The sequence below is a fragment of the Polaribacter sp. Hel_I_88 genome, assembly GCF_000687935.1.
Lineage (GTDB): Bacteria > Bacteroidota > Bacteroidia > Flavobacteriales > Flavobacteriaceae > Polaribacter.
In genome coordinates this window covers 2,388,997-2,401,451 of the sequence record NZ_JHZZ01000001.1, presented here as the reverse complement: position 1 = coordinate 2,401,451, position 12,455 = coordinate 2,388,997, and the positions used below count along the sequence as shown (strand labels likewise).

The 12,455-nt window shown below is 30.9% G+C and carries 10 protein-coding genes; 4 read left to right on the top strand and 6 right to left on the bottom strand.

Features of this window, described 5'->3' with window-relative positions; translation table 11 throughout:
• Position 1: 1 nt before the first annotated feature.
• From P161_RS0110850 to P161_RS0110840, 3 genes are read right to left on the bottom strand one after another with little or no spacing between them, the layout of a single operon-like run.
• Positions 2-1,828, bottom strand: coding sequence for a Xaa-Pro dipeptidyl-peptidase (locus P161_RS0110850; RefSeq protein WP_026777021.1), 1,827 nt, complete (start codon positions 1,826-1,828; stop codon positions 2-4).
• Between the two features lie 13 nt (positions 1,829-1,841).
• Positions 1,842-4,025, bottom strand: a complete 2,184-nt coding sequence (locus P161_RS0110845; RefSeq protein ID WP_026777020.1) for an acylase — start codon at positions 4,023-4,025, stop codon at positions 1,842-1,844.
• Between the two features lie 6 nt (positions 4,026-4,031).
• Positions 4,032-5,948, bottom strand: coding sequence for a CocE/NonD family hydrolase (locus tag P161_RS0110840; protein WP_026777019.1), 1,917 nt, complete (start codon positions 5,946-5,948; stop codon positions 4,032-4,034).
• A 280-nt stretch (positions 5,949-6,228) separates the two neighbouring features.
• Between P161_RS0110840 and P161_RS0110835 the strand changes: the two genes are divergently transcribed.
• From P161_RS0110835 to cdaA, 4 genes are all read left to right on the top strand, one after another.
• Positions 6,229-6,984, top strand: coding sequence for an SDR family oxidoreductase (locus P161_RS0110835; RefSeq protein WP_026777018.1), 756 nt, complete (start codon positions 6,229-6,231; stop codon positions 6,982-6,984).
• Between the two features lie 77 nt (positions 6,985-7,061).
• Positions 7,062-7,643 carry a TetR/AcrR family transcriptional regulator gene (locus tag P161_RS0110830; protein WP_026777017.1) on the top strand — a complete coding sequence of 194 codons (582 nt, stop codon included), beginning with the start codon at positions 7,062-7,064 and terminating at the stop codon, positions 7,641-7,643.
• 162 nt (positions 7,644-7,805) lie between these two features.
• The gene (locus tag P161_RS0110825) at positions 7,806-8,411 is read left to right on the top strand and encodes a biopolymer transporter ExbD (protein WP_026777016.1); all 606 of its coding nucleotides are present in this window, start codon (positions 7,806-7,808) and stop codon (positions 8,409-8,411) included.
• Between the two features lie 52 nt (positions 8,412-8,463).
• A complete protein-coding gene (gene cdaA / locus P161_RS0110820) occupies positions 8,464-9,240 on the top strand; it encodes a diadenylate cyclase CdaA (protein ID WP_026777015.1) in 777 nt (258 codons plus the stop codon).
• A gap of 51 nt (positions 9,241-9,291) precedes the next feature.
• On the opposite strand, the gene P161_RS0110815 is transcribed toward cdaA, so the two are convergent.
• The 3 genes from P161_RS0110815 to truA form a co-directional block, all read right to left on the bottom strand.
• On the bottom strand, positions 9,292-9,765 hold the full coding sequence (locus tag P161_RS0110815) for a hypothetical protein (RefSeq protein WP_026777014.1): 474 nt from the start codon (positions 9,763-9,765) through the stop codon (positions 9,292-9,294).
• 148 nt (positions 9,766-9,913) lie between these two features.
• Positions 9,914-11,680: an ABC transporter ATP-binding protein gene (locus P161_RS0110810; RefSeq protein ID WP_026777013.1), complete on the bottom strand. Its 1,767-nt coding sequence runs from the start codon at positions 11,678-11,680 to the stop codon at positions 9,914-9,916.
• Positions 11,681-11,683: 3 nt separating this feature from the next.
• Positions 11,684-12,409 (bottom strand): tRNA pseudouridine(38-40) synthase TruA, encoded by a 726-nt coding sequence (truA, locus tag P161_RS0110805; RefSeq protein WP_026777012.1) that lies wholly within the window; start codon positions 12,407-12,409, stop codon positions 11,684-11,686.
• Between the last annotated feature and the right edge of the window lie 46 nt (positions 12,410-12,455).

The window sequence follows — 12,455 nt, the reverse complement described above, 5'->3', positions numbered from 1 at the left end:
ATTACTCTACTGATTTTTTAAAAGCAGCTTCTCCTCCAACAACAGGAATTGTAATTTTTGTACCTGCTAAATCTACCGTTAATTCTGTGCCTGGTTTTGGTAATAATGTATATTCACTATCACTAGAAAAAATCATCAAACCAATTTGTTGTCCTTTTTTAATGATTTGATCATCTGGTTGTAACTCAAAAGTCATTTCGTAAAACTTACCAACTTTTAAAGGAGCACTTTTTGTAAGCGACTGATAGTTCTGCAAATCTGCCCAACCACGTGTTATAATATTGTCGGTGATTTTAGCTCTTCTGCCCTCATTCCAAGGTAAAGAAACCAAATACACAGATAAATTTACAGCAACTTTAGAACTTGCAGCTTTAATAGTAATTGTTGATATTCCTGAAATATGCACATCTTCTTTTAAAATTGGAGTTACATATAATAAACGATGATTTGTATAATCCGCTTTTGCTAAAGATTCTGCAGAAAATGAGTAATTATCCACAAATGTTTCTTTGCCTTTAGCTGTATTTTTATCGGTTGATAAAATCCCTGCTTGTGGAGCATTTCCACTTAAATAAAAAGTAACATCTTTTGCTTCAGGATTTGGATATGCTTTGTAGGCAGTTGGCTCGTCCATTTTATCATCTTCTCTAACAATCCAAGCTTTAGCATCCTCTTGAACATTATTTTCAACACCATGTAAATAATATGTAAACCAACGATTCATCATTTTTATTGGTGGTGGACCTCCATGCCCATTTTGATGATAAAAAATTTGCGTTGGCAAACCCATTTCTGTGGCTTTTTTGTAAATTCTGTAACTATGTTCTGGCATTACATTCCAATCATTAAAACCATGAGACATCAATAAAGCTGCTTTCATGGGTTGCATTTGATTTAAATAATCTCTTCCAGCCCAAAAATCGTTATAATCTCCAGAAATACGATCCATACCATTTGCCATTTCTGTATCTCTAATCAGCTTGTTATTTCTTGCTCTATTTTCTTCTTTTCCACTGTGGATAAAATCATACAAAACATCTATATCCTCCCCTAAATAACCTCCAGGAGAACGTACTAAACCATTTGAACGATAATAGTGATAATAAGACGTATTTGGAGCAACTGGAATAATTGCTTCCAAACCATCTACACCAGTTGTTGCAGCTGCTAAAGGAATGGTTCCATTATAAGAAGTTCCTGTCATACCAACTTTTCCAGTGGACCAAAAAGCTTTTACTTCTTCATTTCCCTCTCTTTCTTTATAACCTTTTGCACGTCCATTTAACCAATCTATGACTGCTTTAGGCGCTAAAGATTCGTTTTTACCACCAACTGTTGGTGCTCCATCAGACAAACCAGTTCCTGGAGATGAAGAATGCACAACAATATAACCTCTTGGCACCCAAGTTGAAATTTGTGAATTCGAAATAATAGGTCTTTCTCCTCTTCTTTGCACTTCTACATGTACAGGATTTGGAACTTTTTCTCCTAATTCATGTTTTACATTCCAAAATAATTCTGATCCACCACTGGCAACTCCTGCATAATAAGGACTAGATTCGTAAACAATTGGTAATTTTAAACCATCTGTTTCTGTTTGCGCTGGTCTTGTAACATCTACATGAACTCTATCCATTCGTCCATCTCCATCTGAATCAAAAGTAGTTTCTACCCATAAATCATGACGAATCCATTTACTCTTATCGTTAAAAGCTTCTACAATTTGTGCTTCTCCATCTTTAAAAACGGGTACCGCTTTTTCTTGTGCTTGTAAAGAAATTGTAAATGCTAAGATTGCTAGAAATTGAATTTTCAATATGTTTTTCATGTTCATTAATTTTTTATTTATTTTTTTCTCCTGGATGATAGGTAGATTTTGCTCTTTTTAAAACGTCTTCTCTGTAAAAAGCGACATCTTTAAATTGTTTGTCTGCATAACGTTGAGATTGATCTGAAAAATGAGGCGAATTCACATCTCCACTTTGCCCACCAGCCAACATAGATTTTGCTTTTACTTTATCACCAAACTCTACAACAGCAACAAAGCTATTTCCTGAAGTTCCATATTGTCTTTTCGTGTCTTTTCCAAAACGTGTTCCAAAAGAAGCTAAAGCACCCCAAGAACTTGAAGCCATTCCTACTGGTATGCTTGGTTTTGCATCATCAAAATCTTGTTCAATTTCTCCATCATTTCTTTGATAGCGATTGAATTCGCCCCAAGCAGTTTTCCAAGAACCGAAATCCTCTTTAAGTTGCTCTAAACTTTGCTGAAAAATAGCCAATCTTTCTGTTGGAGAAGCTGTTTTACTCATATATTCAAACCTACCTAATCTACTAATTCTTTTATTCCCAACCATATTTGGAATTTTTCCAGAACGATAATAGGTGTTGATATAAAATTGCGCTAATGTCATACCAACTGAACTTTCTGAGACTTTAAAGTCCCATTTTTTCAACAATTCAATGGCTTCTTTAGCAACATTTGTTTCTACAGGTGCTACTTTTGCTGCCTCTAACAATCCCGTAATTAAAACTTCTGCTCCAGGTAAATATGGGTCATATGCTAAATCAATCAAGGAATCTAAGGTTAAATCGGTTGCTTCTGTAAGTAAAGGAATTGCGTGAATTCCTCTATAATTCTCTGGAAAAGAGTGCATATATGCTGGATACTCTTCTTTCTTTGGACTGTATTCTAAAGCACTTGTAAAAGGTGTTGAATTACAATTCTGAATCCATCCATTTGGTGGATTTAAAACCAGAATATTATCTTCTAAAGCATGTAACCCTTGCCAATCTGTTTTTGGATTACTCCCATCAACAGGTTTTGTATAATCAAAAGCTACATCTCTTTTTGGAATAAAATTTCCATGATAATAAGCTATAGTTCCATCTGCATCTGCATACACAGTGTTGTTTGATGAATTTGTTCTAATATCCATCATTTCATAAAACTCTTTGTGATTTGATTTTTTTGTACGTGTAAACGATTGCTCCAAAGCTTTTACTGGACTCCACATCAATGCAGTTGTTACCCATTTATCTCCATTTGCATGGGTTATGGGTCCATGATGTGTTCTGTACGTCATAAAAGATTTCTCTTTAAAATCGTCACCAGATTTATATTTTAAACTTACTTCTATAGAATCCATTGGGCGAATTTCATCACCATATTTATAGGACGTTTTAGAGCCATCTTTAACAATAGTTTCTTCAAACTCATCAATAATATCTGTTCCTGTTGATGTATGCATCCAACCCGTTTTTTCATTAAAACCTTGGTATACAAAAAATTGACCCCAAGTTACAGCACCATAAGCATTTAAACCTTCTTCACTAACCATATGAACTTCTCCTCGAAAGAAAAAAGACGTATGTGGATTGATTAACAACATCGCGTTTCCTGATTTTGTTTTTGAACCTGCAATAGCAAATCCATTTGAACCTCTTGGTTCATTATCACTAGTTCTAATTAAACCCTGTGAAACAGCTAATTGATTATTAGGCTCATAAAAATCTTTTATTTTTCTGGTTGAAACTCTTTCAATATCTCCACCAATAGAGCCTTCGCTAAAATACATGGTCATCCAAGGTTCAAAATGTGTAATTAATTTTGGTTTTACCTCTGGATGTGTTTCTAAGTAATAATTTAATCCATCAGCAAAAGCCACGCATAATTTTTGTAACCATTCAGGACTTTTTTCAAAATTTTCTTTAGCTTCATCTTCTGTCATATATAAACGAGCACGCAAATCACTGTACAAAGATTTTTCACCTTCTACTTCTGCCAACCTTCCAATTGCCCATATGTAATTTCTTTCAACACGATTAAAATCGTCTTCAGCTTGTGCGTATAACAATCCAAAAACTGCATCTGCATCTGTTTTTCCATAAATGTGAGGCACTCCAAAATCATCTCTAATAATTTCTGTGTTCTCTGCATGTTTTTCCCAACGTTCTTGTTCCGTTAATTCTTTAGGCGAACAACTTGCCAAAACAAGTAATGAGAGTATAAATAGTTTTTTCATTTTTTTTTAATTTTTAAGCACATAAAATTCGATTGAAGAATCTGTAAAAACGGTATGTGTTTGTGTTTTAAAATCGGATTCATCTGCTTTGTAAATATTATCTACATAAGTTTGCGGATTCAAATCGATTAAAGGAAACCAAGTACTTTGCACCTGAACTTGTAATTTATGTCCTTTTTTAAATGTATGAAAAACATCTTGTAATTTAATATTTACATCTGTTTTCTTGTTTGGCGTAAAAGGTTCTGGAAACTCAAAACTATTTCTAAAACGTCCACGTAAAACTTCGCTTCTTACCATTAAGTGATAATTGCTCATTTTTAAATGATCTTGTAAACCTTCATTATCTTCATCAATATCAGAAGGATGCACATCAATTACTTTTACGATCCAATCTGCTGCAGTTCCTGTTGTAGCAACTTTTAGTTTCGCTAAAATATCGCCAGCTAATGTGTAATCTTCCGTTAAAACATCTGTTTCAAAAACCAAAACATCAGGTCTTCTTGCTGCAAAACGTTGATCGTCTGTCATGTATTTTCTTGGTGTAAAAACCGTTTTTATATCTTCTGAATAAGGTACAGGACGTTTGATGTCGCTTATAAAATTAATTTTTTCTGTTGATTTTTTATCGGAAGTTAACTCTTGGTTTTCTGATAAAAACCAATCTTCTTTTACCACATTTTTTGGTGGCCAAGCATCGTAACTTTTCCATTCTTTTCTCCCTGAATCAAAAACATACGCTTCTGGTAAACCTGAATTTTTATTACCTTTTCCTTTTAAGAAATGATTGAAGAATTTTGTTTCTATGTCTGATTGAAATTTTAATGAAATAGAATCGCCAAAATAGTAATTCCCAACTGTATTTTTAACGGTATTTCTTGACCATTTTCCATGATCCCAAGGACCAAAAACTAGTGTATTGTAATTATCTTTTCCATATTTTTCAATACCTTTATAGGTTTCTAAAGGTCCATATAAATCTTCTGCATCAAACCAACCACCAACAACCATAGTTGCTACAGTACTTGGTACTTTATCCATATGTTGAATAATACCTTTGCTTTGCCAAACTGAATCGTAATTTGGGTGTTCTGTAATTTCTTTCCAGAAAAAATCATCAATTTTATCTTTTGATGCAGTTGCATTCACATCTAATTTATCATATTGAAAATACTCATTTAAGTTTTTTAAAGGTCCTTTGTCTAAGAAAAATTGATATTGATCTTGACTATTCATTTTTGGAAAAGAATACCAAGCTGAATCTGTAGGTGTATCTTTATAGGTTCCAAATAATGAAATTGCTCTAAAATAACTTAGTAAAAAGGCTCCATTATGATGAAAATCATCAAAGAAAAAATCGCCAATACTTGCTTGTGGAGAAGCTGCTTTTAAAGCAGGATGTGCATCAATTGTAGAAACTGTTGCATAATGACCTGGATACGAAATTCCCCAAGTTCCAACGTTTCCGTTATTATTTTCTACATTTTTCACCAACCAATCAATGGTATCATAGGTGTCTGAAACTTCATCAGATTGATTTGCTGTTTTATTAGGAATGTAAGCTCGCATATTATCGTAAACTCCTTCACTCATCCATCTTCCACGAACATCTTGGTATACCACAATATTGCCTTCTTTCATCAAATGAATATTTGGACTTATTTTGGTTTTCATTTTTCCTTCTCCATAAGGTGCAGAACTGTAAGGAGTTCTCTGCATTAAAATAGGATATTCTTTTGATGTATCTTTAGGAGAGTAAATAGTAGTGTGTAGTTTAACACCATCTCTCATGGTTATAGCTACCTCTTTTTTTGTGTAATTATCTACTACATACGTGTCTTTTTGTTGTTCATTTTCTTTGGATGGATTGCACCCTAAAAAAAGAAAAACGCTAAAAATTGAAAGGAAAAAGTATTTTTTCATTATAAAGTTGGTTTTAATTGCTAAAGCTACAAAACAAATGAGAATAATTTAAAAATCATTTGTTAAAATGAAATTTTGCAAGTTTATATTTACTAAACTCAATTCTATTAAAATTTGGCTTTGCTACTAATGATAAATTAAACACATTAAATATCATATTTAAAAAAATAATTTTTGATAAATTAATTTAATTTTTATTTGGAACAATCGTTCTGTTATACGTACATTTGTATTTGGAACAATCATTCCATAATAAATAACTAATTAAATTTTTAAAATAATGAATACATTACATCAAAAAATAGCTGTTGTTACAGGAGGTAATAGTGGTATTGGTTTTGCAACTGCCAAAGAATTAAAAAGTAAAGGAGCAACCGTAATTATTACAGGTAGAAATAAAGAGAGAGTTGAAAAAGCTGCCCAAGAATTGTCTGTTACAGGAATTGTTGCTGATGTTAAAAATATTTCGGCTATAGAAAATCTGGCTGAACAAGTTAAAAAAGATTTCGGAAATATTGATATTCTTTTTGTGAACGCTGGTATTTTTCAACCTGCTCCAATTGGTCAAATAAGTGAAGAAATGTTTGATCATCAAATGAATATAAATTTTAAAGGAGCTGTTTTTACAACTGAAAAATTTCTTCCTATTTTAAATAATGGAGCGTCAATTATAAACTTATCATCTGTAAATGCCTATACAGGAATGCCAAATACAGCCATTTATGCTGCATCAAAAGCAGCTTTAAATTCTTACACAAGAACAGCTGCAACAGAACTGGCACCAAGAAAAATTAGAATTAACGCTGTAAATCCTGGACCAATTTCTACACCAATTTTCGGAAAAACAGGAATGGAAGAGGAACAACTAAATGGGTTTGCAGAAGCAATGCAAAATCGTATTCCTTTAAAAAGATTTGGCCAACCAGAGGATGTTGCAAAACTTGTTGCTTTTTTAGCTTCTGATGATGCTTCATTTATTACAGGTAGTGAATATAATATTGATGGAGGAATTAATATAAATCCGCTTTTGGGCTAAAATTTTTATTGATATTTGGAATGAAAGTTCCAAAATAGTACATTTGTGGAAGCACTAATCGCTTCCACATTTTTTTTATGCCAAGAGTTAAATTATTTGATGAAAAATTAGTTTTAGAAAAAGCTATGAACTTGTTCTGGCAACAAGGTTATGCAGCTACATCTATCAATGATTTAGTAAGTAACTTAGGAATTAACAGAGCAAGTATTTATGATACTTTTGGAGATAAAGAAAAACTTTTCAAAAAGTCTTTTGAACTTTATAGAAAAACAAATATTGAAGGTTTAAATGATTTTTTTAAAAATCGTACAAATGTAAAAAACGGGTTTTTAGAACTTTTTGAAAATGCCATTAATGAAACCCTAAATGATACAAACCATAAAGGTTGCTTTGTTGTAAATACTACTACAGAACTTATTCCTAATGATGAAAGTTTAAAAAATATTATAGCAAAAAACAAAAATGATGTTGAAAACATTTTTTACAATTACCTTAAAAAAGGGAGAGAAAAAGGGCAATTACAAAATAATCAAAATTTAAAAGCATTAGCATCTTTACTTTTTATGTTATATGCAGGCATCAAAGTTGTTTCTAAAGTAAATCCTCAAGAAAAAGAAATGAAAGATTCTATTGCTTTAGCCATGTCTTTATTAAACTAAACTACTTAATAAAATAGTTTATTTCACCCATCTCCTATTTTTGGCATCTTTTTTGTTAAATAAATGTTAACGCCAAAAACTCAACCTACTCAAACTTTAAAAGCTTTTTGAAAAACTTCAAGAAGGAAAAACCAATTTTAATCACTTTAAATTTTAGAAATTATGAGTAGAAAAAAATCACCTGAAATTAATGCTGGCTCAATGGCTGACATTGCCTTTTTATTATTGATCTTCTTTTTAGTAACTACAACAATGAATGTAGATGCTGGAATTAGCAAAAAAATTCCTGAAAAACCAATTCACGATATTCCATTTAATATTAAAGAAAAAAATGTTTTAGAAGTGAACATCAACTTTAATAATGAATTATTTGTGGATGGAAAAATTATTGAATTGAAAGAGTTAAAACAAATAGCCATTCAATTTATTGATAATGGCGCTGGTTTTGATAACAACCAACAACCTTGTAATTGGTGTGAAGGAGAAAGGCTAGAAACTTCTTCAGACCACCCTTCAAAAGCTATCATCTCCATAGAAACAGACAGAAATACTAAATACGAAACCTATATTGCTACTTTAGATAAATTGAATTCAAGTTATGCTTTTTTAAGAAATAAATTAGCCATAAAACTGTATAATACCAATTATGAAAGCCTGATAGATGCTTATAAAAAATCGAACTATTCAAATGAATCTATTGGAAATAAAATTAAAGTGATTAAAGATAAATATCCTGTTTTAATTTCTGATGTAGAAATAAATAACTGATATTGCACTTACAAATTTTATGAGTACTTTTACCTAAAACCAGTTAATTTACATGTTAGATTTTGTACCTTTTTCTTTTTTAGATGTGCTAGACATTTTGCTAGTTGCAATACTACTTTATTACATTTACAAACTTTTAAAAGGTACAGTTGCTATTAACATTTTTATTGGAATTGCGCTTATTTTTTTAATTTGGAAAATTACGCAAGCCTTAAAAATGGAAATGTTAAGTGGCATTTTAGGCTATTTACTTTCTGGTGGAGTTATTGCATTAATTATTGTTTTTCAGCAAGAAATTCGTAAATTTTTATTGATGATTGGTACTACTAATTTTGCCAATAAAAGAAGTTTTTTTAAACAACTAAGGTTTCTAAAAAGAGAAATAGGCTCTGAAATTGAAGCTGAAAAAATAATTAATGCTTGCAGTATCATGTCTAAAACTAAAACTGGTGCTTTAATTGTTATAGAACGCACCAATTCTTTAGATTTTTTAATTAATACTGGAGACCCAATGAAAGCGCTTGTAAATGAAGTTATTTTAGAAAGTATTTTCTTTAAAAACAGCCCTTTACATGATGGAGCTACTATTATTAGAGATAATAATGTGGTTGCTACAAGAGTTGTTTTGCCTATTTCTGATAGCGCAAAAATACCTGCAAGATTTGGCTTAAGACACAGAGCTGCAATTGGCGTTAGCGAAAAAACAGATGCTGTATGTTTGCTAGTTTCAGAAGAAACTGGCGAAATTTCATATATCAAAGATGGTGAATTTGTACTCTATACAACTTTAGAAGAATTGACAGAAAAACTTAAAAAGGATACTATTTAAAACAAAAAAAAACGCTCAGAAATGAGCGTTTTTAAATTGTATACGAAAAGATTAATCTTCTAAATCATTTTCAATTTCTTGAGCTTTTGCATCAATCTTTGCCATGGTTTCTTTAAAAGCAACCTTTGCTTCTGCACCTAAATTTTCCATATAGATTTCACTTTCTTTAGCAAATTCTTTTGTTTTTTGAGTAAATTCAGAATTTTTAATATTTTCTGCGCCTTTATCCATTTGCATTTTTACATATGCTGCATAATTTTTTAAATGCGCTTCAGCTTTTTCGTCATCAAATTCTGGTATCCTAATATCATCAAAAGCAGAAGCTACACTATTTTTTGCATCACTATAGCCTTCTTCAATATCATTCCCTAAATCATTTAAACCTTCTTTTGCATCATCTAAACCCTCTTCAATATCGTTACCAATCTCTGTGGTTTCTTTATCAATATCCTTTTTTGTGCTTTCTTTACATCCTGTAAAAATCATAGATGCAGCTACCATAATTGTTAAAACTATTTTTTTCATAATTGTTGTTTTTTAGTTAATTAAAAAATAAATATTTCTATTCATAAATTCATTACAAAAATAATAGTGTAGTTATAAACTGTTTAGCTCAATAAAAATGTTTTTTAACGCAAATAAAAGAGATCACTTTCAAAAATAAAAAGAAAATTTAAGAAGCTACATCCAAACTAAACTGCTTGTCATATAAGTTCTTATAGTAACCATTCTCTTTTTCTAACAATTCTAAATGAGAACCTTCTTCAACAATTAAACCTTTGTCCATCACAATAATTTTATCCGCCTTTTTAATGGTTGCCAATCTGTGGGCAATTACAATCGATGTTCTATCTTTTGTAATTGTTTCTGTTGCATATTGAATCATTTGCTCTGCATTTGCATCTACAGAAGAAGTGGCTTCATCTAAAATTAAAATGCTTGGTTTGCTTACATATGCTCGTAAAAAAGCAATTAATTGTCTTTGCCCAGAAGATAACATTGCTCCTCTTTCTTTTACGTTATAATGATATCCTCCAGGAAGTGTCATAATAAAATCATGAATTCCAATTTGTTTTGCGGCTTTTTCTACATCAGCTAAAGAAATATCTTTATTTTTTAAAGTGATGTTATGCAAAATTGAATCTGAAAACAAAAACACATCTTGCAGTACAATAGCAACTTGATTTCGCAAACTTTCTAAGGTATATTCATCTACAGGAATCCCATCAATAGCAATGGTTCCAGAATCAATTTCGTAAAAACGATTTATCAAATTGATAATAGTAGATTTCCCTGCTCCTGTTGCACCAACAATAGCAATAGTTTGTCCAGATGTTACTTCTAAAGAAATGCCTTTTAAAACTTCCTCATCTTTTACATAACTAAATCTTACATCTTTAAAATTGATGTTACCTTGTAAGTTATCTGCTTTAATTGTACCGTTTTTTGCGATGCTACTATCAGTATCTATCACTTTAAAAACACGTTCTCCAGCAACAATACCCATTTGTAATTGATTAAATTTATCGGCAATTTGTCTCAAAGGTCTAAACAACATTTGTGCAAATTGAATAAAACCCATAATCATACCAATGGTAATTCCTGAATCTTGAATTACTTGTCCACCTCCAAACCAAACAATAAGTCCTATACCTATTGATGACAAAATTTCTGCAATTGGAAAGAAAATAGAGAAATACCAAATGGTTTTTATATTCGCTTTTTTGTGTTTGTGATTTATTTCTTTAAAATTCTGATATTCTATTTTTTCACGATTAAAAAGTTGCACAATTTTCATTCCTGTAACTCTTTCTTGTACAAAACTATTTAAGTTAGAAACCTGATTTCTTACCTCTTGAAAAGTAGCTTTAATGGCTACTTGAAACAATTTTGTAGCATAAATTAGGATTGGTAAAATAGACAATGTAATTAAGGCCAATTTCCAATTTAGAATCAACATAATCACTGTTACAGCAAGCATTTTAAGAATATCACTTAAAATTGTAAAAACACCATTACTAAAAAAAGCTGCAATAGTTTCAATATCAGAAACCACTCTTGTAACTAATTTTCCGACAGAGTTTTTATCAAAATAAGACATTTTAAACTGTAAAATATGTCTGAATATTTTTGCTCTAATATCTCTAATAATATGTTGCCCAACCCAATTTGCAAAATAAATAAATGTGAATTGCAACAAAACTTCCACCAATAAAATACCCAGCATTAATAAAGAGTAATTTAAAAGCCCAACTTTGTCTTTCGTTAAAATGTAATCATCAACAGTATTGATTAAAATATAAGGTGATAAAACCGAAAATAACGCTAAAAGTATGGTAGATGAAGATGCTATAAAAAAATATAAACGATAGCGTTTTGCAAAAGACATTAGTCTTTTAAATATTTTCATATCAAATGCATTTCCTGTATTTGTTGCCAAAATTTAATATTTTATGTTCGTTAAAAATAATCCTTTTGCAGGTACTGATAAACCTGCATTACCTCTGTTTTTACTCTCTATAATTGCTCTAAACTCTTCTACCGATATTTTACCCAAACCAACATCAAGCAAAGTGCCAACAATAGCTCTCACCATATTTCTTAAAAAACGATTCGCAGAAATATGGAATGTTAATTCGTTTTCTTTTTGCACCCAATACGCTTCAGTAACATCACAATTAAAAGTATACACCTCTGTTTTAACTTTCGAAAAAGTTTGAAAATCTGTGTATTCCAACAATAATTTTGAAGCTTCATTCATCAAATTTAAATCAGGTCTTTGGGAATGAATTTGCCAAGAAAAATCTAACAAAAACGGATTTCTACCCAACCAAATTTTATATTCATAACTTCTGGAAGTCGCATCAAATCGAACATGTTTTTCATCATCAACCAAAAAAACGTTATAAACAGCAATATCATTTGGTAAAATTGAATTCAATTTAAAAACAACATCGCTTTTTAGTTCCTTTTCAATATCAAAATGGGCAAACATTTGGGTTGCATGCACACCTGCATCTGTTCTTCCTGCTCCAACAACCTCTATCTTTTCTTGAAAAATAGTACTAATTGCATTATTCAATTTTTCTTGCACCGACATTGCATCTGGTTGAATTTGCCAACCATGATAATTTTGTCCATTATAAGAAAGTTCTATAAAATATCTCAAGAAATTATATTTTTTTGAAGCCCTCAAAATTACGGAATTTATTTAG

Coding starts and splice junctions, on each gene's coding strand:
- P161_RS0110815 (WP_026777014.1), bottom strand. CDS start 9,765: ATGAAAAAAATAGTTTTAACAATTATGGTAGCTGCATCTATGATTTTT.
- P161_RS0110835 (WP_026777018.1), top strand. CDS start 6,229: ATGAATACATTACATCAAAAAATAGCTGTTGTTACAGGAGGTAATAGT.
- P161_RS0110830 (WP_026777017.1), top strand. CDS start 7,062: ATGCCAAGAGTTAAATTATTTGATGAAAAATTAGTTTTAGAAAAAGCT.
- P161_RS0110840 (WP_026777019.1), bottom strand. CDS start 5,948: ATGAAAAAATACTTTTTCCTTTCAATTTTTAGCGTTTTTCTTTTTTTA.
- P161_RS0110850 (WP_026777021.1), bottom strand. CDS start 1,828: ATGAAAAACATATTGAAAATTCAATTTCTAGCAATCTTAGCATTTACA.
- cdaA (WP_026777015.1), top strand. CDS start 8,464: ATGTTAGATTTTGTACCTTTTTCTTTTTTAGATGTGCTAGACATTTTG.
- P161_RS0110845 (WP_026777020.1), bottom strand. CDS start 4,025: ATGAAAAAACTATTTATACTCTCATTACTTGTTTTGGCAAGTTGTTCG.
- P161_RS0110825 (WP_026777016.1), top strand. CDS start 7,806: ATGAGTAGAAAAAAATCACCTGAAATTAATGCTGGCTCAATGGCTGAC.